Consider the following 22,389-nt stretch of genomic DNA (forward strand, 5'->3'; position numbering starts at 1 on the left):
ATAACAACCAAAACCTTAAGCGTTTCGCTGTCTGCGTTGGTATGCAGCGTATTCTATACAGTTTTAAAACAAGCGCAACCCCTATCTCTAAATATTTTAGAAATAATGCTTTGTTTGATTACTTTTTAAACCAAACTATTATTTTTAGCATATTTTTCATTTATAGCAATGCTAATTTTACACTTTCGCATATATTTACATGTTAACTGTAAGCTGTTTTCTTTTTGCCGCTCCGAAAAGCAGAAAAAGCTGGCATAAACCAACTTTATTCTAAATATCTAAATTCAGCTTGCTTAATTAGACTGTTCTGCTAACCAAGACATAAACTTCTGACGCTCAACTTTTGTTGCATTTTGCCATGCTTGTATTAATTGCTGATCTTGAGCTGATTTTATGTCAACACGTTTAGCGCCTGACTCAGCCTGCACATAATATACAGGCGCAGGCTGCGCGGCAGGGACGGCTTTGTTGGCTGTGCTTAGATCAACTGCACTGGAGTCTGAAAAAGTATTTGCCAGCCATGATTTCTGATTTTTGGCTCCAGCCTGCTGCACAATAAGCTTATTATTTTGATCATACAAACCAATAATCGGCTGATCTTTATAGCGTTCAGCCTGATCAAAATCTTTTGGCGCATCAATAAGCGCTAACTTATATGACACACCATCCTGCAAAGCAGGTGTCTGCAGTGAGACAACACCAGATTTTAAAACATCATGTGAATTGTCTGCATGCTGGTAATACCCCTGATAACGAACCTGCAAAGTATTTACACCAGCATCGACTTTGAATTGATCCTTTGATCTTAATAAATTACCAAACACTTCTTTGTCATTTACTGCTAAAACTTTTATTTCATCAGGAACCGTCAACGTCACTGCTGAAAATACAGCACTGCTCATAAAGATAGCCAAGGAAGCTGCTGCAAACTTTAAAACCATTTCTATACTCTTTCAGTATTATTAAATTTTAGTTGCACTATGCATGTTCTAAATGACAGCTTTATGACAGCAAAAACTGTCAAACGAAAAATAAAAAGCCCAAGATTGACTTGAGCTTTAATATTAAAAAGCAGCAATACGATTTACAGGAATGGCTGGCCTTTACTTAAAAGTCTTAAAACGCTCAGCATCATCCATAAAGGTTTTTTCGCCTGCAGGCGCTTCAATCGAACCAAATACCAACTGCGCACGCAGTTTCCAGCTGTCAGGTATAGTAAATGCCGCTGCAACTTCTTCATCAACAATCGGGTTGTAATGCTGCAATGATGCACCAATATTTTGCTCCGATAATGCAGTCCATACCGCAAACTGAGCAATAGCTGTTGAGTGTTCAGACCACACTGGGAAATTATCTGCATATAACGCAAACTGCTCTTGCAAAGCCTTTACTGCTGCTTGGTCTTCATAAAATAATGCCGTACCAAAACCGGCTTCAAAGCTGCTGATTTTTGCATCCGTACCAGCAAAAGCAGCTTCTGGAACAATTTTGCGCAATGTTTCACGCACAATTCCCCAAAATTGAAGGTGTGACTCACCAAAAAGTATGACAACACGTGAAGTTTGTGAATTAAATGAAGAAGGACTTAAACGAACAGCTTGCTTAATTGTTTCTTCGACAGCATCTTGATCAGCTGTCAAATTTTTACCAATTGCATAAATTGAACGGCGTTTTTGGATTTGATCTAAAAAAGACATATCTTCCTCTTATTTTTGTATCGCATAAATCAGATAAAACAATCATAGTAGATTTAGATAAAATAAAAATATCCATATTTATAACATTGTGTATCATTTTTAGGATGATGCATGAAATACCGCCTCGAATCATCCTAAATACACATGCTTTATACTTATGCATAGACTCGAAAGCTTTGCTCTTCCAGCTGTTCTTTTTCAAGTGCAGATCCTTCAATTGAACCAAAAACCAGCTGTGCCCGCATCAGCCAGTTTTTCTCAATATTAAAATAATCTGAAACTGCTTGATCGATAGATGGATTATAATGCTGCAATGATGCGCCTAAGCCAGTATCAGCCAGAGAAGTCCATACCGCAAATTGCGCCATGCCAGAGGTTTGCTCTGACCAAACAGGAAAATCCTTCGCACTAAAAGGCACTTTTTTCTGTAATTGCTGAATAATAGTTTGATCTTCATAAAATAATACTGTGCCAAAAGCAGCAGCACATTTGCCAATTTTCATATCCACGCCCTCAAAGACACTCATTGGCACATTACGGCGTTCTACATTACGGACAATATTCCAAAATTGCTGATGAGACTCACCAAACAAAATAACAATACGGGTACTTTGCGAATTATAGGCAGAAGGACAGCTGCGCACAGATTCTTGGATCAATTCTGCAATATATGCTTGACTATAATGAACACGTTTTCCCAGATCATAAATACTGCGTCGTTTTTTTAATTGATCCACAAACGTAACTGCTGCGGGCTCATCTGCAGACTTTATTTTCAACTTAAAATCTTTTGTAATATCTGCCGTCAGGACATGACCCAGCTTGCTTAAAAGTGCCATAGTGAATCCCCAATAAAAAAAGAACAAAATAAATGTAATTATGGAGTTTATTTTAGTACTTTTCAGGATCAACTATTGCTTAGCTTACAGACAAATGATGTTTTTTAAATCAAATAGTTCATTTAAAATCAACAAACTCCGCGGAATGCGGAGTTTGCGTGAATTATCCATCTTTATTTAAAAATTTATACTGGATTATTTTTCCGTTTCAAATAATGCTGCCACAAACGATTTAGCTGAGAATGGACGCAGATCATCAATCTTTTCACCAACGCCAATAAAACGAATTGGCACATGTGTGCGGCTCGCAATATTAAACAGCACACCGCCCTTCGCAGTGCCATCCAGCTTAGTAATCGTTAGACCTGTCAAGCCAACAGCTTCGTCAAACATTTCAACTTGGTTAATGGCATTTTGACCTGTGCCTGCATCAACAACCAGCATAACTTCATGCGGCGCTGTTGCATCAATTTTTTGCATCACACGCTTCACTTTAGTCAATTCTTGCATTAAGTGGCCTTTGTTATGCAAACGGCCTGCAGTGTCTGCAATCAGCACATCTACGCCTTTTGCGCGCGCGCTTTCAAAAGCATCGAAAATCACAGATGCGCTGTCTGCGCCATGACCTTGAGCAACAACCGCAATATTGTTGCGTTCACCCCAAATTTGAAGCTGTTCAGTTGCCGCAGCACGGAATGTATCACCTGCAGCCAACATGACTTTTTTACCTTCACCTTGCAGGCGTTTTGCAAGTTTGCCAATCGTTGTGGTCTTACCTACACCATTTACACCAACAACCAAAATAACATACGGGCCTTTATTCGGATCAATATGTAAAGGCTTTACACGCGGTGCAAGCAAAGCAACTAGTTCTTCCTGCAGCGCCTTATACAGCGAGTGTGAATAAATCAAATCACCGCGTGCAGTACGTTCGGTTAAATTTGCAATAATCGTTTTTGTCGCATCAACACCAATATCGGCAACCAAAAGCTGTTCTTCAACTTCTTCTAATAGCTCATCATCAATTTCTTTGCCACCAATCAGAATATTCACCATGCCGTCAGCAAGGTTTTTGCGGGTTTTCGTCAACCCTTCTTTCATACGGCTAAAGAAACCGCCTTTCGGGGCATGATCTTCTTCTTGAACAGCTTCCGAGGCTACAGGCTCAGAAACAGGCGCTGGCGCTTTTGGAGTTTCTACAATTGAGACGTCTACAGAAGGCAAACTCGGTAATGTGACATCATCATCTCCAATATCAGCATCAATCAAAAATTTATTTTGCCCATTAGATTGCTGTTGCATGCCGAATCCTTGAAAAGCACTGCGTTAAAAAAATGGATTCTAGCATAAGTTCCTTCATTTTGAGCCAAATGCGGCAGTGCATTATCAATGCATACGAAAAAACTACAGCCTCGACTTGCCTTCAAACCAGACTTTCTAAAGAATATTGCTCAATAATCTGTTTTTATTTGGAATAGCTTGTGAGCAAAACAGCTTTGCTGCATTTTCAAACGCTAAAAAAACCTTTCATTTCTGCACTCTTCATGGGTTTAAGTTTATGCAGCTCATTCACATTGGCAGACAGCCGCAGTGAGCTTGCAAGAACCACATTTGAAACAACGTTAAAAAATGGCTTAAAAATCATTGTCCGAGAAGATCACCGCTCACCAATGGTCTTTACTCAAATCTGGTACAAAGTCGGCAGTGCAGATGAATCCGGCAATGTGCTTGGTATTTCTCACGCTTTGGAACATATGATGTTCAAAGGCACAACCAAAGTGCCTAATGATGAATTTACCCGCCTGAGCCGCATATACGGCGGCAGCATCAATGCCGCGACATTTACCAACTACACCAACTATTATCAGCTTTACCCTAAAAACTACTTCCCTATGGCTTTAGAACTTGAAGCAGACCGCATGACCAATTTAAAAATGCAGCAGTCTGACTTTGAACCTGAAATAAAAGTGGTCATGGAAGAGCGCCGCCAGCGCACAGACGATAATCCGCGCTCACTGGCATTCGAACGTTTTAAATGGATTACTTATCCAACCAGCCATTACCGCCAGCCAGTCATAGGCCATATGAAAAATCTGCAGAATATTCAGCTTGATGATCTGAAACAGTGGTACAAGACTTGGTATACCCCCAATAATGCCATTTTAGTGATTGTCGGCGATGTTAATGCTGAAGAGGCTGTACGCCAAGTTGAAAAGTATTTTGGACATATTCCGTATCAAAAAACACCGCAGCGTAATGACGTACTTGAATTTGAACGGGTGGGCTACCGCCATATGGAGCTTCATGAAAATGTGCAGATCCCCAACTTATTTATGGCATGGAATGTCCGCTCTTTAGTATCGGCAAAAAATCCGCAAGACGCTTATGTCCTGAACATGATCCGCAATGTTTTAGACAGCGGCATTTCTTCGCGCTTGCAAGACCGCCTAATCCGTCAGAAAAAACTGCTGACTGCGCTTGGCGTTTCTTATGATCCTTATAACCGCGGTGACAGCCTATTCAGCATTTCCGCAGTACCATCTGCTGGAGTAAGTCTGGAAGATGCTCAAAAGGCCATTCAGGCTGAAATTGATTTGCTTAAAACTGAACTGGTCCAGCCTGCTGAACTCGAACGCATCAGCGCAAAGTTTATTTCCAATATGATCTATGCTCAGGACGATATTTCAACTCAAGCAAAAACCATTGGTAATTTGGAAGTAAACGGTTTGAGCTACCGTTTAATGGATGAGCTGCCAAAACATTATGAGAATGTCAGCCCGCAGGATGTGCTGCGCATAGCAAACACTTATCTCGTACGGGAAAACCTCAGTACGATGTACCTTATGCCAGAAAAAAATGCACGCTAATATCAGGATGCCATCATGTTAAGAAAATTTAGCCCGTTAATGATTGCATTGCTGATGCAGCCTGCTTTTACATGGGCAAATGAAAGCTATATCAGCGCAGAACCAGACATTCATGATCAGCCTGACCAGTTAAAATCAATTCAGCAGCTGCAAAGCTTAAAAAATCTTTCAAATGCAGCTGCTGACTACCGTGCGCCTTATGTTCATGATTTAAAGAACAGCTATGGGGTAAGAAGCTTATTTGTAGAAGCGCAAGATTTGCCTATGGTTGATATACAGCTGACTTTTAATGCAGGCTCAGCACGAGACACAGAGATTGGCAATGGCCTAGGCGGCCTTGCCAGCATGGCGGCCAAACTTCTGGATGAAGGCACAGAAAAATATACTGCTGAGCAAGTCGCCAGCGTATTTGAACAAGCAGGCGCACGCTTTGGTGTCCAAGCCTACCGCGACATGTTTATTATTACACTGCGTGTCTTGTCTGATCCAGCAAAAATGGAACCCGCTTTAGCAATGACACTTGAGCTGCTGAACAACGCATCATTTAAAAGCAACAGTATCAATCTTGTACTAAGCAATACTCAGGCTGGACAAAAACAGCTGCAGGAAAGCGCCAGTAAATTAATGGGTATACAGTTCTATCGCAGTATTTATGGCGTTCACCCATACGCAGAGCCAATTACTGGCACCAATGGCAGTATTAAGCGATTAAATGCAGACAACTTAAAACAATTTAGAAATCAATTTCTCGTTGCGCAAAACATGAATATTGCCATTACAGGGAAAATGTCAGCAAAAGAAGCGCTTACACTAACCGAACGCATTGCTGGGAATATGCGTCAAGGCGAAAAAGCAGGTCCATTGCCAGAGCCTAAGCAAAACACTGGTTTCAATATTAAAATTAAACACCTGCCGTTTAACTCAAGTCAAAGCCATGTGACGATTGGACATTTAGCCACGACACGAAATGACCCTGACCGTTTAGTTCTAGAAGTTGCAAACCGCATGTTTGGCGGCGGCGGCTTTAACGCAATCTTAATGCAGGAACTTCGTATTAAACGCGGCTACACCTATGGCGCTTACAGCTCTTTCAATTTCAGCCAAGCGCCCGGCATGTTCAGTTTCAGCTACTCAACACGTGAAGACCAATTTATGGACAGTATTGAAATTGCACATAAGGCCTTTACAGACTTTGTCAATCAGCCGATTGACCGCAAACGGCTGAAGGAAACCAAAGCCGGCATGCTGCGGGCATACCCAAACACCTATAGCAGCAATGCATCAATTAACTCACAGCTTGGATTATTCGGATTTTATGGCCAGCCAGCGGACACCTTAAGCCAATACCCGAAAATGCTGGAAAAAATCACCGCCGAAGATGTACAGCGCGCTGTACGCAAACACCTGCATCCAGACAATATAACGATTGTTGCTGTTAGCAAAGAACTCGATCAAGATGAACTGATTAAACGCCTAAAACAGAACTTAGGACAGACCATCATAGCGCCAGCTAAAAAGGACCTTCCTGAACAGAGTCCGGCAGCCGATGCGCCCGATGTGACTCCTGCTGATAAGCCTGCATTAATTTAATATATTGATGCATACTGATTTGATGCCGAGCAGCTAACTGCTCTGCCATCTCTTGTGTTTCTGGATAACTGTACTGCTGTGAAAGCTGCAGTACAGCCTTATATTGAGGCACACCAATAGGACGGTATAAAGCCATACTGGCTAAAATAATGATCAGCACAACAATTAGCGCTATTAAATAATTATAAAGCTGCTCTAATTTTATTTTAGATTTGAATTGATGGATTTTATTTAAATCAAGAATCATACACTACCTCAGGCTTTAAGTAGTGTATGGCTGACCCGAATGAAGTTCAAGTCAGCCTGCTGCTTTCTTAAGCAACATATAAAATTAAAGCTTCGCCTGATACAGCACAGAATTAAGACACAATTGCCCTAATTACTGCAAAATACAAAATAATGGCGATCACAGCCAAGACAATAATCACCGCAAAAATACTCAGCCCGCCTTCTGCATGCGCTGGATGCAGATCATCGTCATCCGCAATTTTTTTCAGCTCACCGTTATAAAGCTGGTAAAAGCCCTCTCTTTGCTGTTCGTCCAGCTCTCGGGTAAAGTCATAGACACGCTTGCGCTGAGCAAGACCAAATTCTCCCAAATGTATTTCATTGTGAAAAATTGCTTCATCTAATTTTTGACGATGCAAATGCGCCAAAGCAATCACCTGCTCGGCGCTTGGAGGCATATCAAAATTCAAACCGTCTAAAGTTCTGCTCATGTTGTTCTCCTTGTTATAGCGTCTTGTTAGATAAATATATTATAAAAAAAATCCTTTTGTTCATTGTTTAATCATGTAAATTAAATATAAGACTTTTTTCACTGTCTCATTTGTTGACAATTCAAGCTTATTGTAATATTAGTTTAACAATAGTTAGATACATTAAGTATCAATCAGACAAAGTACAAATTTGAAAATCTGATGCAATCATAATTAGAATAAGGAGTTTAATATGATTCAACCTATCTCTCAGCATGAGCTAGAACATGTTTATGCAAATGCTGTAAATACGATTCAATCTCAAATGAACTTTACAGATGCAGTACAACAGCTCGAAAATGCGGCGCGTGCCGGTCACAGCAAAGCAGCCATGTTTTTAGCAGAACTTTATTACCAAGGCTTCCGCGTAGAGCGCGATTCATACAAAGCGCAATATTGGGAAAAGCTGGCAACAATTCAAGCATAATAAAACGTCACTTAGGTGGCGTTTTTTTTGATTTAAATTTTAGCTCTACACAATTTCTTACGATTAAAATCAAAGCCTAAACAGTAATTTCATATCATTTTTTTATAATAGACCTGAACTCAATAAGTGCAATATAAAGATGTCAAAGATCTCCAAACTCCACCCCATCTCTAAAGACTTATTTTTTAAAATATCAATTTTGAAAACGATGATGTACTGCGGTACGTTATGGGGGCTATACCACAATGGCTGGGCCATGACCAAAGACAGTGAAGATTTCATTTTTCCATTTTGGCTTAATGGTCTGCAAGCGCATAAATATGCAAAAAAACATTGGCCTAACTATAGCCCGAAAAAGATTACATCTAAAGATTTTGAAACAGCCTTACTGCCAACGCTTACCCGCTTAAAGGCAACACCTGCACTCTGCAGCTCTAATAAAAAAATTAAGCTGACCACCCTGCAAATGCGGCATTTTTTCTTTACACCGCGTGAATTAGTGGTAGTTTGAAAGATATAAAGAAAGTAAAACTGAACGCAGCAGTATTTGCTTTTTTCTAAATTCACGATAATTTTATATCAATAATAATTTGAAAAAAAAGGATTCAACAGCAATGACTACAGTAGCTCAAGTACTCCAAGATAAAGTTTCGCAAACTGTATATACCATTCACCCAGAGGCTACTGTATTAGAGGCCATCAGCCTCATGGCAGACAAAGGCATTGGCGCGATTGTGGTTGTGCATGAAGGAATTGTTGCAGGCATTCTGTCAGAGCGTGACTACACGCGTAAAATCGCGCTTATGCAGCGTAAATCATTCGATACAACTGTCAGCGAAATTATGACAGCCAAAGTCCTGACAGTGACCCGCAGCGCGACTGTAGAAGACTGTTTGGAGCTTATGACTGATAAACACCTTCGTCATTTGCCTGTTGTTGAAAATGATCAGCTTTTAGGCCTGATTTCTATTGGTGATTTAGTGAAAGCTGCCATGGATGATCAGCACAAACTCATTGAACAGCTGCAGCAGTATATTTCAGGTTAAAAAGTATATTCACCTAAAATCCCTGACTTTTCAGGGATTTTATTTAAACAAAGCGCTATCGTAATGACAAAACAATTACATAAAACAGACACTCAAAGAATAAAATTAGAAATATCCCTCCTTATGAATACACTCAACACTACCCAACTTAAAATCACCCAGCTCAATCGTTTAATTTTCAAGCTCGAACAGCTTATGGTTGACATAAAGAATGATGATTTACTGCATACTTATAGACGCACAATTAATTTAGAAATTGCCAGTGCTATTACCGAACTATTAGATACAAAAGCCATTATTTTTGCATTATATCCAAATTTGATCCCACAAGACCCTCCTTCTTCCTTTAACCACGCTTTTTATAAAAAATATGTGCAAAAAAATATCCCAGTCAAAAACTGGGATAATTTAAATACACTATTAACACTTTATACACCTTCCAAAGAAGATATTCAGCTTAGTCTATTTACTAAGATAGATTAATTTAGACCTAATTTCTCAGCGACATAATCAGAGTCTTTATCACCGCGGCCAGATACATTCACCACGATTTTTACATCTTTAGCCAATTTTGGCGCTTCACGAATTGCCCAAGCCACTGCATGAGAGCTTTCCAACGCAGGTACAATCCCTTCAACACGTGAAAGCGTCATAAATGCATCCAAACATTCTTGGTCAGTTGCTGTTGAGTATTCCACACGGCCTAAATCTTTTAACAAACTATGCTGCGGCCCCACACCTGGATAATCCAGACCCGATGCAATTGAATGCACTGGCAACGGCTCACCATTTTCATCTTCAAGTACATAGCACGCCATACCATGTATCTGACTTGGCTTACCTAAAGTCAAGGTTGCAGAGTGCATGTCTGTATCTAAACCATGACCAGCGGGCTCTACACCCACCAATTTTACATTCGGCTCATTTAAGAAAGCCGTGAATGCGCCGACTGCGTTTGAACCGCCGCCTACACATGCAACGACATAGTCGGGATTTGCACCAAAGCGTTCATTGGTCTGAACTTTAATTTCATCACCAATAATAGACTGGAAGTCGCGTACCATCATTGGGAATGGATGCGGGCCAACCACTGAACCAATCGCATAAATAAAGTTTTTAGGGTCTTTTAGGTATTCTTCAAAAGCGCTGTCTACAGCATCTTTTAGTGTTGCTGTACCGCGTGTGACTGAAATCAGGTTTGCACCTAAAATTTTCATTTTCACGACGTTTGGATGTTCTTTTTCAATATCTACTTGGCCCATATGAATTTCACATGGAATGCCCACAAGCGCACATGCCGTTGCAAGCGCTACACCATGCTGGCCTGCACCTGTTTCTGCAATCACTTTAGTTTTACCCATATATTTGGCAAGCAATGCCTCACCCAAACAATGGTTAATTTTATGTGCGCCAGTGTGGTTTAAGTCTTCACGTTTTAAATAAATCTGTGCGCCGCCTAATTTTTCAGATAAGCGCTTTGCATGAAATAACGGACTTGGACGGCCAACATAGTGAGCAAATAAGTCTTTTAGCTCATCTTGAAATTCTGCAGTCTGACGAATTTCCTGATATGCCGCATTAATATCATCCATTGCTTGTTTTAAATCAGGCGGAATAAACTGACCACCATACTCACCAAAGAAACCTTCTTCATTTGGCAAAGCAATACCATTAATTTGATGATCCATCTTATTTCCTTCGTCTGCTGAAATATACTGTAAATAAAACCGCATCCGATACTAACGAATTTTGACTTTATTCAACAAGTCCAAATTTCCGATCCAAACAAAAAATCTCTATAAATGAGTCCACTATTTAGCTTTAAAAGAACTGCCGCGGCTTTAGCGCGCTAAATATTTGGTCATATCCTCAACCCCCTTTAAGGTCATTGGATACATGTGATCTTCAAATATCTGCTTTATTTGCCCGATGGTTTGCGTGTAGTGCCAATAGTTGTCTTCTTCTGGGTTCAACCAAGCTGTTTTATCAAAATGCTTACGCAAACGGTGCAGCCAGACATTGCCAGCCTCATCATTCATATATTCGACAGAACCTCCTGCAGAATTCAGCTCATACGGGGCCATACTGGCATCTCCGACCACAATCACACGATAATCCCGGCCATAAGTATTCAACAAATCCCAAGTATTCATACGTGTATTTGAGCGGCGGATATTGTCTTTCCACACATAATCATACAAACAGTTATGAAAATAGAAATATTCCAGCGTTTTAAACTCTGTTTTTGCAGCACCGAATAACTTTTCACACTGTGCAATATGCGCATCCATTGAACCGCCCACATCAAACAGCATCAGCACCTTAATACGGTTACGGCGCTCTGGCACCAGCTGCACATCTAAAATACCCTGCTTGGCCGTTTCGCGGATCGTGCCGTCGATATCCAGTTCTTCAGCAGCGCCTTGACGGGCAAACTTACGCAAACGGCGCAGCGCCATTTGCATCTGACGGCTTCCTAAAATTTGGTCATCATCTAAATTGCGGTACTGGCGCTGTTCCCAGACTTTCACAGCAGAACGTTTACGCCCCGGCCCGCCAATGCGCACACCTTCAGGATGATCGCCAAACGCGCCGAATGGCGAAGTTCCGCCTGTGCCAATCATTTTATTGCCGCCTTGGTGCTTTTTATGCTGTTCGCGCAAGCGTTCTTCCAGCATCTTCATCAGCTCTTCAAGCGAACCTGCTTTTCTTAACTCTTCACGCTGCTCTGGTGTCAGATGCTTTTCAATCAGCTCTAAATCAAACCAGTCTTTTGGCAGCTTCTGCACCTGATTGAGCAGCTCATCTAAATCAAAAGTTGCAATCCCGTCAAAATAATCTTTCATTGCACGGTCAAATTTATCAAAGAAGCGCTCATCTTTAACCATGACGGTTTTTGCAAGCTGATAAAACTCATTTTGATCCGCAAAGACCAAGCCCGCTGCTACCGCCTGATTCAAATCAATCAATTCACGAGTTGAAACTGGCACGCCATATTTTCTAAGGGTATAAAACAATCGCACAAACATAGGCGAATAAAGTCCATTAAAATTTATATTTAGTCTAAACCTGCGTTGTACTCAATTTAGTCCGCACAACCGCTTATATATTTAGACAGAAAAATCAAAAAGCATAAATAGATTATTCAAAAACACTCACAGCAAGTAAAGCTTAAAGCTGTAACTCACCATTCAGTAAATTCAATGCTTCATCAAAACTTTAAAACATGCAGATAAAATTAAAGCTGGATGATCCAGCTTTAATTTTATCTTAACGGCGCGACATAAACGCCAAACGCTCCAGCAGCTGAACATCCTGCTCATTCTTAATCAGTGCACCATATAAAGGTGGAATCGATTTAGATTTATCGGTATTGCGCAAGATGTCTTCCGGCATATCATCAGCCATCAGTAAGCTTAACCAATCAATCAATTCTGATGTTGATGGCGGTTTCTTTAAACCTGGAATTTGACGTAATTTAAAGAAAATTTGCAGAGCCTCATTGACCAGCGTTGCAGAAATTTTCTCAAAATGCACATCAATAATTTCGCGCATGGTTGCTTCATCTGGGAATTCAATATAATGGAAGAAGCAGCGGCGCAAGAATGCATCTGGCAGCTCTTTTTCATTATTTGATGTAATAATCACAATCGGACGCTGTGCTGCTGTGATGGTTTCCCCCGTCTCGTACACATAGAACGACATTTTGTCTAATTCATGCAGCAAGTCATTTGGGAACTCAATATCCGCTTTATCAATTTCGTCAATTAAAAGCACACAGCGTTCTTCACTGGTAAATGCTTCCCAAAGCTTACCCGGCTTAATATAGTTTTTAATATCATAAACACGGTCATCACCTAGCTGGCTGTCACGCAGACGCGATACTGCATCATACTCATACAAGCCCTGCTGCGCTTTGGTGGTTGATTTAATATGCCATGTAATCAGCTTAAGACCTAAACTCTCAGCAACCTGCTCTGCAAGCAAAGTTTTACCAGTACCTGGCTCACCTTTAACCAGCAGCGGCTTTTGAAGTGAACGGGCAGCTTTTACTGCCAGTTTTAAGCTATCCGTAGCGATGTATTGATCTGTACCATTAAATTGCTGATTTTCCACAGACATATCGTGACCTTATTTTTGTACTTTAAAGCGGTGAAGTTTTGTTGTGAAGCGCTTGTTTAGCTTTTGCACTGCTGTATTTAGACCAAAAAAAGCCCAATATCATGCAAATACCCAACACGAAAAGAATTAAAGATAAATTTGCCCACACTAAAGGCTGATCTTTGGTGAGCACACCAAAAAGCAAGCCGAAAATAGCTGGCGCAATAGAAGCATTACTGCCTTCAGATACGGTTGGCGTCAATAAAATAGCAAACAGTAAAATCCAAGTAATGCCGCCAAGCGTTTTAGGTAAACACTTGGCTACACCGTACCAGCAGCTCAGTGCAATCACACAGCCAGCCAAATATACTGTAATGGCAATCGTATCTTCAGGAATTGAGTCTAATAAAGCCCATAAACTGTCCATATTCACAACTCCTGAAATTTAATTAAGCGCCACGCAAGCCTTCTGGTTCAACCGCATTTGGGTTGATTAAACCTTCTGGCGGCATTTGCAGGAAAAAACCTTTGGTTTCAATTGAATCCATAACATGCATTACATTTACACGCGCAAGTTTGCGTTGTTCACTCAGCTCTAAGTCCATGACAAAAGTTGCACGGCCAAATGCAGTACGCACTGCTTCAGGCAAAACTTCAAGCGGGTTTGCCGGCTCTTCGCTTTCTTTCACTTCCAGACGGGCAATATATAAATACATCTCGTCTTTTTTGCTCGATTTGTAGATTGAACAGAACATAATTTGCAACAACACTCCTAAAATGCAAGGCAAAGGATACATCAAAAAAAAGACTGATACATTAGTGTTTATTAACGCATCAGTCGTGAATGTGTATAAGTGCTAAATCTTTAATCAATTTTTTAATTTAATCTGGGACTTTTATTTGGGTCGTTAAATACGACTCATCCGCCTGCAGCACTTCAATTAAGGGCTTCGTCAACAATTCATAGCGCCAGCCAAGCAAATAGCCTGGCAGCTCCTGTTCATCATTTCTAAATACCACATGCTGATACAGCGCATTCATCCACTTTTTACGCATTAAAACTTCTTTAGGCACAGCAGTTTCATTCACTACATTTTGAATTAAAGTTTCTACGCGCTGCGTAATTTCTTGAGATGAGTGCCGAATCGGACGCGCCATACGCAGCGGCCACTCAGCTTGTTCGGGCAGAAATTTAAGTAAGTCTAAAATAGTTTTGCCATGCTCACGGACAATATTCGGGCGCATGCCTTTAATACTGCTTAACTGAAAATGATTACGCGGATTTTTTTCTACCAAATCCTGCATAGTTGCCGATTTTAATATAAAACTGCGCGGCTGATTCAGCGCTTTGACCATTTGCTCACGCCATACAGACAGCTGCTGCAGCTGCATCAATTGCCTGCGGCTATTGCGATAATTGCCGACATCCTGATACAGCAGATGCACTGGCAGCTCCGTACCAATCTCATGAGTGAGATTACGGCAATCTTCCAAAACACAGTCGAATAAACTTTTTTCAGCTAAATTTGTTTTTACACGCTCTGAGAGCTGCATAATATACTGTACATCATTGGCAGCATACTGCATCTGCTCTGTACTTAAAGGACGAGCCAGCCAGTCAGAACGCGTTTGATCTTTTTCAATATCGACATCCAGCATAGTCTTCAGCGCATTTTGGTAGCTGACCTGTAAGCCATGTCCTAAAAAAGCCATACCGACTTGTGTATCAAAAACATTTTGCAGTGACTTATGCTGTGCGTAATGGTAAATCAGATCAATATCTTCACCGCAGGCATGAAATACGTTCTGCTGCGCACTAAACAGTTTATGCCAAAAATCCGTTAAATCTAAAGCAACACCATCCAGCAAGAATACTTGACCATTGACATTAATCTGAAAAACGCCAAGCTTAGGCCAAAGAGTATCCACTTTAATAAATTCGGTATCTAATCCATAGATAGAACTTTGACTCATTAAATTTAAGACGTGGTGCAAGTCTTGCTGCTGTTGAATAAATTGATACATAGTACTGCGAAATCTAGCAAACGCTGTTTAGCGTTATTTTAACTGATATATACTATTTTTCGATAACAAAAATAGACATATTCACTATATTTTTTCGATTATAGTGGTTTTTGAGCTATCCAAAAGAACAGTATTATAGATTTTTTATATTATTAAATTTTATTAAAAAATTCGTGCAGCAAAAATACTGCACTCACTTCATACGCATACGGTTATGCACAGCCTGACTTAATGTATGACTATCCACATATTCAAGCTCTCCGCCTTGCGGTACGCCTTGCGCAATACGCGTCATACCCACAGGCAAATGCTTCGTTGCCTCTACCACATAATGTGCAGTCGCTTGACCTTCAACTGTCGCATTTGTTGCCAAAATCACTTCCGTAATTTTACCATCTGATAAGCGCTGAATCAGGTATGGAATACCGATTTCATCTGGGCCAATACCATCCAGCGGTGACAAATGACCGCCCAAGACGTGATACTTGCCTCTAAAACTGCCGCTCTGCTCAATTGCCATCACATCCGCTGGAGATTCAACAACACACAGCAATGAATCATCACGTTCTGCAGATAAACAAATGTCACAAATTTCATTTTCAGTCAATGAATTGCATATATTGCACTCATGAATAAAACTGGTTGCTTCATTCAGCGCATGAGCCAAATTCAAAGCCCCCTCTTTATTTTTCATAATAAGATGCAGCGCCATGCGCTGAGCCGATTTCGGCCCAACGCTCGGCAGAATGCGCAATGCTTGAACGAGCTGATCAAAACGTCCGCTAAACATGCAGCCCTATTCCTTAAAATAAACCAGAAAGGCCTGGCGGCAAGCCCATGCCTGAATTTGCAGATTTCATTTTTTCTTCTGTAATTGCTTCTGCTTGACGCGCTGCATCGTTCATTGCTGCTGCAATCAAATCTTCAATCATGTCTGCATCGTCTTGAAGCAATTCTGGGTTGATTTCAATACGCTTTACTACATTACGGCAAGTCATGGTGACTTTAACTAAACCGCCGCCTGCTTCAGCATGAACTTCAGTTTGCGCCAGCTCTTCTTTTGCTTTTTTAACATTGCTTTCCATGTCTTTTTGCATGCGTTGAGCTTGCTGCATGAGCATATTAATGTTCATAAATTACTCCGAACAAAAGTCCTTTGATTTAAAATAATGACGGCTTGAAGCTAAGTTTAGATTCAATCTTATACTTATTTCCAAGCCATTTACTGTCGGGGCTTATCTTAAAGTAAATCTAAGCCATGAGAAAGGTCACCGATAATATCATCGATATCTTCTAAACCAACAGAAATACGGATTAAACCTTCTGAAATACCTGCCGCCTGCTTCGCTTCTGGTGACATACGGCCATGTGAAGTTGTCGCCGGATGTGTAATCGTCGATTTAGTATCGCCAAGGTTACTGGTGATAGACAAGAAACGCGTACTGTCGATCACTTTCCAAGCCCCTTCACGGCCGCCTTTGGCAACGAATGATACGACTCCGCCAAAACCTGACTGCTGTTTTTTTGCAAGATCGTGGCCAGGGTGATTTGGCAAACCTGCATAATAAACTTTTTCAACATTTGGATGCACATCCAGCCATTCAGCAAGCTTTTGAGCGCTTGCACAATGCGCTTTCATACGCAGGCTTAATGTCTCTAAACCTTTGAGGAAAATCCACGCATTAAATGGACTCATCGAATTACCCAGTGTACGGATGACACCTGTAATTTCTTCCATTAATTTTGCGCTGCCTACGACTGCACCGCCTAAAGCGCGGCCTTGGCCGTCAATATATTTAGTCGATGAATAGATGATTAAATCTGCGCCAAATTTAATCGGTTGCTGAAGTACTGGCGTACAGAATGTATTGTCTACAGCAAATAACGCGCCATGCTCATGTGCAATATCTGCAATGGCTTGCAAGTCACCTACTTGAGCGAGCGGATTTGAAGGTGTTTCAATAAATAAAAGACGTGTATTCGGGCGGATCGCTTGCTTCCAGGCATCTAAATCATCCAAATCTACAAAAGTAACGTCAACACCGAATTTAATAACATATTTTTCAAACAGCGAAATAATTGAACCAAAGACTGCACGTGAACAAACCACATGATCGCCCGATTTCAAATATGCCAAAGTCACTGCGTGCACACCCGCCATACCTGAACTTGTCGCAACTGCCGCTTCTGCGCCATCCAATACCGCCAAACGTTTTTCAAAAGCTTGAACGGTTGGGTTGGTATAGCGTGAATAGGTATTGCCTTCAATTTGTCCAGAAAATTTTGCTGCCGCATCTGCTGCACTTTCGCATACGAAAGAAGATGTGAGGAAAATTGGTTCGCTATGCTCACCCTCTGCAGTACGTGTATGGCCTGTACGAATCGCTAAAGTGTCTAATTGATATTCGATATCGTCTTGTGGGTTCATCAGCATGAATTCAGTCTTTTAGACTGCCTTTTGTGAATAATTGCCAACATTTTGAGCGCCTATGCTATTTAAGGTCAAGGCAAAATAAGCAAATATCGCTTAGACTTCGATCAAACCTGCTTGGACAAGGACAATTCCAAAAATGCTTGCTCTTAAAAATAAGTTTAAGAACCAAAAAATTAAACTGAAGCATCTTTCTGCTCGCGTATTTAACAGCCAGTCATTAGTGCTTTCACAAACAACGCTCTATGAAATCATTGAACGCTATAAACATTGTACCGTCCGCTATTACGCCTCCCCCAATAAACAATTTAAAGAGCCCTTAGTCTTTACAGCCCCGCTAGCGATCAATATGTCAATTTACGACTTATATCCATACCGGTCATTGGTTAAGCATTTCCAGCACAGCGGCTTTGATGTTTATCTTTTAGAATGGAATAAGCTCAGCTACCAAGACCGTCATTTGAATTTTATGTCTTTTATTGATGACGCCTTACCGCATTGCATCAATTTTATTTGTAAGCATGCCAAATCAGAGCAGGTTTCATTGCACGGCTGGAGTATGGCTGGTATTTTTGTGACACTTTATACAGCATTGCACAATAACAAAGACTGCCGCATTAAAAATTTAATGGTGCTGGGCAGCCCAATTGACAGCTATGCTTCAGGGCGCGTCGGCAAACTGTTTAAAAACTTAAATCAGCTGATCTCACAAAATAAAATCGTGCAGAAAACCTTATATCAAGGTCAAATTCCCAAACATTTCATTCACACCCCAGGGCTCATTAACGCATTAGGCTTTAAAATTATGGACCCAAAAGGCTGGTTTGACAGTCAAAAAAGCTTCCTGCTGAATCTGGAAAGTCCGCAATCCATTTATGAACACGCCACTATGGGACAGTTTTTAAATAACATGATTGACTATCCTGGAGGAATTAATCAAGACATGGTGCTGAATCTTTGGCTGCAAAATCCGCTTAAGCAAGGCGTTATTCAGCTGCAAGACAAAGTTATCACATTAAAAAATATCAGCTGTCCGCTCATGGTTGGCGCAGGTTCCAGCGATCAAATTGTGACAGCCGAAGCATCTAAACCTTTAATAGAATTGACAAACAGTAAGGATGTCACGTTTACTCTAATCCCTGGCGGTCATTTAGGCCTGATGTCCAGCCAAAAAAGCGCCAATACGTTTTGGCCTAAACTGACCGATTGGCTTACACAAAGATCGACGTTATTAGAAACAAAAAATTAGGGTTAAAACATGATTCAGTCAGCTGCATTTATTGGTTTGGGCGCAATGGGTTACCGCATGGCGGCGCATTTGCCTAAAACATTCGAAACCGTGTATGTCTGGAACCGTAATTTCGAAAAAGCCAAACAGCATGCAGCTGAATACGGAACTTTAGCCGTAGAATTAAACCAAGCCGTACAGGCAGATGTTATTTTCTCATGCTTACCGACAAGCGCGGACGTTGAAGCGCTGATCAGCAGCATTGAAATTAAAGCAGGTTCTATTTGGATAGACTGCACAAGCGGCGTACCCGACTCAGCGAAAAAACTCAGCACTCTATTTGAACAGCAGGGCGCAGCTTTTTTAGATGCGCCTGTTTCAGGACAAACCATTGGCGCTGAAAATGCAACATTAACATTTATGATTGGCGGAAATACAACAGCTTTTGAGCAAGCTCTTCCAGCTATACAGGCAATGGGTAAACTCATTCAGCATGTAGGTGACTCTGGCGCTGGCTTTGCTGTAAAAGCAGTTAACAATATGTTAATGGCTGTAAACCTCTGTGCCGCTTCTGAAGGCCTGACTGCACTCAAAGCGCATGGCGTGAACCTGCATGCAGCCCTAGACTGCATTAATGCATCCAGCGGCAAAAGCAATGCGACCGAAACCATCTTACCCCAGCGTGTACTGAACCGAAGTTTCCCATTAACCTTTGCACTTCCGCTGCTTGCAAAAGATACTGGTATTGCCGTAGATTTAATCCGCGAAGCCAAACTTTCTGCTCCAGTCATTGCGCTTACGCAAAGTCTCGTACAAGCTGCCAATGGCACAGCCGAACCAAACAGTGACTTTTCAACTGTCGCAAAAATGTATGAATCATGGAGTAAAATTACAATCGAGTAATGACTCGCCATTGTACAAACATAATTAAACCGAATACTGTACTCATGTGAATACACACATTGTTACAAACACTGAGGAAACTCTCATGAAAAAATTTATGGTTGCGGCCTTAACAGGTCTTGTAACATTTATTGGGGCAACTACTGGCACTGCGTTTGCCTCTGAACAGGAATGCCAAAAATTGAAGAATGATCATGACGTGATTTATGCTTCTAAAGGATTCTGTTTTAAAGACCCAGAAGCTAAAGCGAAGTTCGGAAATGACAATTGTTATACAACTAAGCCGAAATTTTCAGAAAAAGAGCAGCAGCGTCTTGACGCGATCAAAGAACGTCAGAAAGAATTGAACTGTAAATAATTACAGTCCAAAACAGCTTAAGGAATTTAGCAATGGCTTATGATGATCAAAATATTTTTGCAAGAATTTTGCGCGGTGAATTACCGGCAATCAAGGTATATGAAGATGAACGTGTTCTTGCATTTATGGACATTATGCCTCAAGCAGAAGGTCACACTTTAGTCATTCCAAAGTCACCTGCAGTTACCCTGCTCGACCTCGATCCGCAAGACGCAGCTTACACTATTCAAATTGTGCAAAAAATTGCTCAAGCTATTGAAACTGCATTAGGCGCTAAGGGCATTGTCCTCATGCAGCTTTCTGGCGCATCTGCTGGCCAAACTGTTCCGCATGTGCACTTCCATTTAATCCCAAGTTCAGTACATGAGCTTGGCAAGCATGCAGCTCAAATGGGCGATCAGGAAAAGATTAAAGCACTCGCGGAAAAAATTAAAGCCGCGCTTTAATCTTTAAAAATGCTGCAAATACAATTCTTTAGAAATGGGGCTTAGGCTCCATTTTTTATGGCTCAAATATACAAAAACCGCCCCAGAAAAAAATAGATCATATTATTTTCAATTAAAACTCAGAATAAAAAGCATCATTTACAGTTTGAAATATTTCATCTATTTGAAATATTTCCTTAATCTAACTGTCTTATTTGTCATCAATACTTAGCTCCAACACAGGACGGCAGTAAAACTTTACAAAACTGCCAAATAAACCTTTTAGACATCTTGTCTTCATGGAGCAACAAATGAAAAAAACTCTCTGCGCATTAGCAATTGGGGCAACAATTCTAACACCAGTAATGGCTGCAGCAGCTGATGTCAAAATCTATGGCCGTGCGCATGTTTCTTTAGACTATTTAGATGATGGCAAAGATTATAACGAGTTCGGACTATCTTCAAATTCTTCACGTTTAGGCTTCAAAGTAGATCAAAAAATTAATGACGACCTAAATGTTTTTGCACAAATTGAACAAGAAGTTAACTTCGCCAGCGGCAGCCAAGACAGCAAAGGCGTTGACTTCTCTACACGCGATACATTTGTAGGCCTAAAGAGTGCAGCTTACGGTCAAGCGCGTGTAGGCCGTTTTGACAGCCCATTTAAAGTAGCTCGCGGCCCAGTCAACTTTTTCGGCGACATGGTGGGTGACGTTCGTAACGTAACACGTGTAGGCAACCTAAAATTTGACGAACGCAATGAAAACACCATTGAATATAAATCACCAAAATTTGGCGGCGGTTTTAATGTTTTAGCAGCAATGTCTATGCATTCAGGCACACAAATTGATAAAGACAGCAATGGTGAAGGCATAGATGATAACAAAGCTTACGATCTTGCTTTAACGTATAAAGAAGGCCCGATTGACTTCGCTGCTGCTTATGAAATGTACGATGAAAATGCAGCCAATGCCGCTGGCGGTGACAGCCGTGATGCGATCCGTATTGCGGGCGCATATAAGTTTACAGAACAATTTAATCTAGGCGCGTTATATCAGCTTGCAAAACACGATAACGACACAGCAAACCCAGATGCTCAAGTCTTTGGCCTAGCTGGCGAATACAAGATCACGCCTAAAACATCTGTCCGCGGTGAATACTTCTACCGTGACGTAGATGCGGATGATGCAAATGCAAGTTTGATTGGTGTTGGCGTAGAACACAAACTTGACAGCACATTACGCGTTTATAGCAATTTGGCAACTGTCATCAATGATAAGAACTCTAAATTGAACCCTTGGAAAGAAGGCCGCAGCTTTGGTAATGGCGTAAGCGGTGTCGCAGATAAAAATGCAACTGCCCTTTCATTAGGTTTACGCTACGACTTCTAATTCAAAGCCAGCACATTGTACAAAAAAGAACATGCCCGCATGTTCTTTTTGCATTTTAAGCCGTCCTCAGCATTTCTCTATGTGAACCAAGCCCATGCAGCTGCAGCATCTCCCATACAGCCGCTCTTAACTGCTTATGCTATTCCCGAGCTCCCCGGCCAACACAGCCCGCAACTCTTCCATTTTTTAAAGCACTAAATAATTAAACACAGCGCATTCTTCTCACTGATTTTAAAATACGATTGTTTCGGTACATTTTAAACAAAAAACAAATCATTATTTTTTTAAATATAACTAATTTAG

General features: G+C 41.0%; 26 protein-coding genes. 11 read left to right on the forward strand and 15 right to left on the reverse strand.

Annotation, left to right across the window (positions count from 1 at the left end):
• Positions 1-293 precede the first annotated feature (293 nt).
• The 4 genes from D7V32_RS01425 to ftsY all read right to left on the reverse strand — a co-directional run bounded on the left by D7V32_RS01425 (position 294) and on the right by ftsY (position 3,838).
• The gene (locus D7V32_RS01425) at positions 294-941 is read right to left on the reverse strand and encodes a DUF2057 family protein (protein ID WP_120401149.1); all 648 of its coding nucleotides are present in this window, start codon (positions 939-941) and stop codon (positions 294-296) included.
• Positions 942-1,103: 162 nt separating this feature from the next.
• Positions 1,104-1,697, reverse strand: a complete 594-nt coding sequence (locus D7V32_RS01430) for a nitroreductase family protein (RefSeq protein ID WP_120401150.1) — start codon at positions 1,695-1,697, stop codon at positions 1,104-1,106.
• A 155-nt stretch (positions 1,698-1,852) separates the two neighbouring features.
• Entirely contained in the window at positions 1,853-2,536 is a 684-nt protein-coding gene (locus D7V32_RS01435; RefSeq protein ID WP_120401151.1) for a nitroreductase family protein, read from the reverse strand.
• 195 nt (positions 2,537-2,731) lie between these two features.
• Positions 2,732-3,838, reverse strand: coding sequence for a signal recognition particle-docking protein FtsY (gene ftsY / locus D7V32_RS01440; protein WP_120401152.1), 1,107 nt, complete (start codon positions 3,836-3,838; stop codon positions 2,732-2,734).
• Between the two features lie 242 nt (positions 3,839-4,080).
• On the opposite strand from ftsY, the gene D7V32_RS01445 reads away from it, so the two are divergent.
• Together D7V32_RS01445 and D7V32_RS01450 are read left to right on the forward strand one after the other, a co-directional pair.
• Positions 4,081-5,403: a M16 family metallopeptidase gene (locus D7V32_RS01445; protein ID WP_120401329.1), complete on the forward strand. Its 1,323-nt coding sequence runs from the start codon at positions 4,081-4,083 to the stop codon at positions 5,401-5,403.
• A gap of 15 nt (positions 5,404-5,418) precedes the next feature.
• Positions 5,419-6,993 (forward strand): M16 family metallopeptidase, encoded by a 1,575-nt coding sequence (locus D7V32_RS01450; protein WP_120401153.1) that lies wholly within the window; start codon positions 5,419-5,421, stop codon positions 6,991-6,993.
• Here the strand turns inward: D7V32_RS01450 and D7V32_RS01455 are convergent.
• Positions 6,914-7,240 carry a hypothetical protein gene (locus D7V32_RS01455; RefSeq protein ID WP_120401154.1) on the reverse strand — a complete coding sequence of 109 codons (327 nt, stop codon included), beginning with the start codon at positions 7,238-7,240 and terminating at the stop codon, positions 6,914-6,916. The two genes, D7V32_RS01450 and D7V32_RS01455, sit on opposite strands and share 80 nt — an antisense overlap.
• Before the next feature lie 112 nt (positions 7,241-7,352).
• Positions 7,353-7,712, reverse strand: a complete 360-nt coding sequence (locus D7V32_RS01460) for a hypothetical protein (RefSeq protein WP_120401155.1) — start codon at positions 7,710-7,712, stop codon at positions 7,353-7,355.
• A gap of 232 nt (positions 7,713-7,944) precedes the next feature.
• Here D7V32_RS01460 and D7V32_RS01465 point away from each other — a divergent pair, with 232 nt between their 5' ends.
• From D7V32_RS01465 to D7V32_RS01480, 4 genes are all read left to right on the forward strand, one after another.
• Complete coding sequence (locus tag D7V32_RS01465) at positions 7,945-8,178, forward strand: hypothetical protein (protein ID WP_120401156.1); 234 nt, start codon at positions 7,945-7,947, stop codon at positions 8,176-8,178.
• 139 nt (positions 8,179-8,317) lie between these two features.
• Positions 8,318-8,689 (forward strand): DUF2750 domain-containing protein, encoded by a 372-nt coding sequence (locus tag D7V32_RS01470; RefSeq protein WP_120401157.1) that lies wholly within the window; start codon positions 8,318-8,320, stop codon positions 8,687-8,689.
• Between the two features lie 103 nt (positions 8,690-8,792).
• The gene (locus D7V32_RS01475) at positions 8,793-9,224 is read left to right on the forward strand and encodes a CBS domain-containing protein (protein ID WP_120401158.1); all 432 of its coding nucleotides are present in this window, start codon (positions 8,793-8,795) and stop codon (positions 9,222-9,224) included.
• A gap of 63 nt (positions 9,225-9,287) precedes the next feature.
• A complete protein-coding gene (locus D7V32_RS01480) occupies positions 9,288-9,707 on the forward strand; it encodes a hypothetical protein (protein WP_120401159.1) in 420 nt (139 codons plus the stop codon).
• On the opposite strand, the gene trpB is transcribed toward D7V32_RS01480, so the two are convergent.
• The 9 genes from trpB to D7V32_RS01525 form a co-directional block, all read right to left on the reverse strand.
• Positions 9,704-10,912: a tryptophan synthase subunit beta gene (gene trpB, locus D7V32_RS01485; protein ID WP_120401330.1), complete on the reverse strand. Its 1,209-nt coding sequence runs from the start codon at positions 10,910-10,912 to the stop codon at positions 9,704-9,706. The genes D7V32_RS01480 and trpB overlap by 4 nt on opposite strands.
• A 153-nt stretch (positions 10,913-11,065) precedes the next feature.
• Positions 11,066-12,253: a vWA domain-containing protein gene (locus tag D7V32_RS01490; protein ID WP_120401160.1), complete on the reverse strand. Its 1,188-nt coding sequence runs from the start codon at positions 12,251-12,253 to the stop codon at positions 11,066-11,068.
• Between the two features lie 241 nt (positions 12,254-12,494).
• Positions 12,495-13,346, reverse strand: coding sequence for an AAA family ATPase (locus tag D7V32_RS01495; protein ID WP_120401161.1), 852 nt, complete (start codon positions 13,344-13,346; stop codon positions 12,495-12,497).
• A gap of 22 nt (positions 13,347-13,368) precedes the next feature.
• Positions 13,369-13,752 carry a hypothetical protein gene (locus tag D7V32_RS01500; protein WP_120401162.1) on the reverse strand — a complete coding sequence of 128 codons (384 nt, stop codon included), beginning with the start codon at positions 13,750-13,752 and terminating at the stop codon, positions 13,369-13,371.
• A 22-nt stretch (positions 13,753-13,774) separates the two neighbouring features.
• Complete coding sequence (locus D7V32_RS01505; protein ID WP_120401163.1) at positions 13,775-14,080, reverse strand: YcgL domain-containing protein; 306 nt, start codon at positions 14,078-14,080, stop codon at positions 13,775-13,777.
• 127 nt (positions 14,081-14,207) lie between these two features.
• A complete protein-coding gene (locus D7V32_RS01510; protein WP_120401164.1) occupies positions 14,208-15,350 on the reverse strand; it encodes a ribonuclease D in 1,143 nt (380 codons plus the stop codon).
• 193 nt (positions 15,351-15,543) lie between these two features.
• Positions 15,544-16,140 carry a recombination mediator RecR gene (gene recR / locus D7V32_RS01515; RefSeq protein WP_120401165.1) on the reverse strand — a complete coding sequence of 199 codons (597 nt, stop codon included), beginning with the start codon at positions 16,138-16,140 and terminating at the stop codon, positions 15,544-15,546.
• Positions 16,141-16,153: 13 nt separating this feature from the next.
• Positions 16,154-16,483, reverse strand: coding sequence for a YbaB/EbfC family nucleoid-associated protein (locus D7V32_RS01520; RefSeq protein WP_120401166.1), 330 nt, complete (start codon positions 16,481-16,483; stop codon positions 16,154-16,156).
• Between the two features lie 107 nt (positions 16,484-16,590).
• Positions 16,591-17,778 carry an O-succinylhomoserine sulfhydrylase gene (locus D7V32_RS01525; protein WP_120401331.1) on the reverse strand — a complete coding sequence of 396 codons (1,188 nt, stop codon included), beginning with the start codon at positions 17,776-17,778 and terminating at the stop codon, positions 16,591-16,593.
• A 142-nt stretch (positions 17,779-17,920) separates the two neighbouring features.
• On the opposite strand from D7V32_RS01525, the gene D7V32_RS01530 reads away from it, so the two are divergent.
• The 5 genes from D7V32_RS01530 (at position 17,921) to D7V32_RS01550 (ending at position 22,086) form a co-directional block, all read left to right on the forward strand.
• A complete protein-coding gene (locus D7V32_RS01530; protein WP_120401167.1) occupies positions 17,921-19,030 on the forward strand; it encodes an alpha/beta fold hydrolase in 1,110 nt (369 codons plus the stop codon).
• Positions 19,031-19,039: 9 nt separating this feature from the next.
• Positions 19,040-19,912, forward strand: a complete 873-nt coding sequence (locus D7V32_RS01535; RefSeq protein ID WP_120401168.1) for an NAD(P)-dependent oxidoreductase — start codon at positions 19,040-19,042, stop codon at positions 19,910-19,912.
• Positions 19,913-19,997: 85 nt separating this feature from the next.
• The gene (locus tag D7V32_RS01540) at positions 19,998-20,270 is read left to right on the forward strand and encodes a YARHG domain-containing protein (protein ID WP_120401169.1); all 273 of its coding nucleotides are present in this window, start codon (positions 19,998-20,000) and stop codon (positions 20,268-20,270) included.
• Between the two features lie 32 nt (positions 20,271-20,302).
• On the forward strand, positions 20,303-20,716 hold the full coding sequence (locus tag D7V32_RS01545) for an HIT family protein (protein WP_120401170.1): 414 nt from the start codon (positions 20,303-20,305) through the stop codon (positions 20,714-20,716).
• Between the two features lie 290 nt (positions 20,717-21,006).
• Positions 21,007-22,086, forward strand: coding sequence for a porin (locus D7V32_RS01550; protein WP_120401332.1), 1,080 nt, complete (start codon positions 21,007-21,009; stop codon positions 22,084-22,086).
• The last annotated feature ends 303 nt before the right edge of the window (positions 22,087-22,389 follow it).

Source organism: Acinetobacter tianfuensis (assembly GCF_003611465.1).
Taxonomy (GTDB): domain Bacteria; phylum Pseudomonadota; class Gammaproteobacteria; order Pseudomonadales; family Moraxellaceae; genus Acinetobacter; species Acinetobacter tianfuensis.

What these genes read in the sequence shown, in the direction of transcription:
- D7V32_RS01465 (WP_120401156.1), top strand. Translation starts at nt 7,945, where the DNA reads ATGATTCAACCTATCTCTCAGCATGAGCTAGAACATGTTTATGCAAAT.
- D7V32_RS01425 (WP_120401149.1), bottom strand. Translation starts at nt 941, where the DNA reads ATGGTTTTAAAGTTTGCAGCAGCTTCCTTGGCTATCTTTATGAGCAGT.
- trpB (WP_120401330.1), bottom strand. Translation starts at nt 10,912, where the DNA reads ATGGATCATCAAATTAATGGTATTGCTTTGCCAAATGAAGAAGGTTTC.
- D7V32_RS01490 (WP_120401160.1), bottom strand. Translation starts at nt 12,253, where the DNA reads ATGTTTGTGCGATTGTTTTATACCCTTAGAAAATATGGCGTGCCAGTT.
- D7V32_RS01450 (WP_120401153.1), top strand. Translation starts at nt 5,419, where the DNA reads ATGTTAAGAAAATTTAGCCCGTTAATGATTGCATTGCTGATGCAGCCT.
- D7V32_RS01505 (WP_120401163.1), bottom strand. Translation starts at nt 14,080, where the DNA reads ATGTTCTGTTCAATCTACAAATCGAGCAAAAAAGACGAGATGTATTTA.
- D7V32_RS01535 (WP_120401168.1), top strand. Translation starts at nt 19,040, where the DNA reads ATGATTCAGTCAGCTGCATTTATTGGTTTGGGCGCAATGGGTTACCGC.
- D7V32_RS01500 (WP_120401162.1), bottom strand. Translation starts at nt 13,752, where the DNA reads ATGGACAGTTTATGGGCTTTATTAGACTCAATTCCTGAAGATACGATT.
- ftsY (WP_120401152.1), bottom strand. Translation starts at nt 3,838, where the DNA reads ATGCAACAGCAATCTAATGGGCAAAATAAATTTTTGATTGATGCTGAT.
- D7V32_RS01430 (WP_120401150.1), bottom strand. Translation starts at nt 1,697, where the DNA reads ATGTCTTTTTTAGATCAAATCCAAAAACGCCGTTCAATTTATGCAATT.
- D7V32_RS01495 (WP_120401161.1), bottom strand. Translation starts at nt 13,346, where the DNA reads ATGTCTGTGGAAAATCAGCAATTTAATGGTACAGATCAATACATCGCT.
- D7V32_RS01545 (WP_120401170.1), top strand. Translation starts at nt 20,303, where the DNA reads ATGGCTTATGATGATCAAAATATTTTTGCAAGAATTTTGCGCGGTGAA.
- D7V32_RS01445 (WP_120401329.1), top strand. Translation starts at nt 4,081, where the DNA reads ATGGGTTTAAGTTTATGCAGCTCATTCACATTGGCAGACAGCCGCAGT.
- D7V32_RS01550 (WP_120401332.1), top strand. Translation starts at nt 21,007, where the DNA reads ATGAAAAAAACTCTCTGCGCATTAGCAATTGGGGCAACAATTCTAACA.
- D7V32_RS01510 (WP_120401164.1), bottom strand. Translation starts at nt 15,350, where the DNA reads ATGTATCAATTTATTCAACAGCAGCAAGACTTGCACCACGTCTTAAAT.
- D7V32_RS01540 (WP_120401169.1), top strand. Translation starts at nt 19,998, where the DNA reads ATGAAAAAATTTATGGTTGCGGCCTTAACAGGTCTTGTAACATTTATT.
- D7V32_RS01455 (WP_120401154.1), bottom strand. Translation starts at nt 7,240, where the DNA reads ATGATTCTTGATTTAAATAAAATCCATCAATTCAAATCTAAAATAAAA.
- recR (WP_120401165.1), bottom strand. Translation starts at nt 16,140, where the DNA reads ATGTTTAGCGGACGTTTTGATCAGCTCGTTCAAGCATTGCGCATTCTG.
- D7V32_RS01470 (WP_120401157.1), top strand. Translation starts at nt 8,318, where the DNA reads ATGTCAAAGATCTCCAAACTCCACCCCATCTCTAAAGACTTATTTTTT.
- D7V32_RS01530 (WP_120401167.1), top strand. Translation starts at nt 17,921, where the DNA reads ATGCTTGCTCTTAAAAATAAGTTTAAGAACCAAAAAATTAAACTGAAG.
- D7V32_RS01520 (WP_120401166.1), bottom strand. Translation starts at nt 16,483, where the DNA reads ATGAACATTAATATGCTCATGCAGCAAGCTCAACGCATGCAAAAAGAC.
- D7V32_RS01525 (WP_120401331.1), bottom strand. Translation starts at nt 17,778, where the DNA reads ATGAACCCACAAGACGATATCGAATATCAATTAGACACTTTAGCGATT.
- D7V32_RS01435 (WP_120401151.1), bottom strand. Translation starts at nt 2,536, where the DNA reads ATGGCACTTTTAAGCAAGCTGGGTCATGTCCTGACGGCAGATATTACA.
- D7V32_RS01460 (WP_120401155.1), bottom strand. Translation starts at nt 7,712, where the DNA reads ATGAGCAGAACTTTAGACGGTTTGAATTTTGATATGCCTCCAAGCGCC.
- D7V32_RS01475 (WP_120401158.1), top strand. Translation starts at nt 8,793, where the DNA reads ATGACTACAGTAGCTCAAGTACTCCAAGATAAAGTTTCGCAAACTGTA.
- D7V32_RS01480 (WP_120401159.1), top strand. Translation starts at nt 9,288, where the DNA reads ATGACAAAACAATTACATAAAACAGACACTCAAAGAATAAAATTAGAA.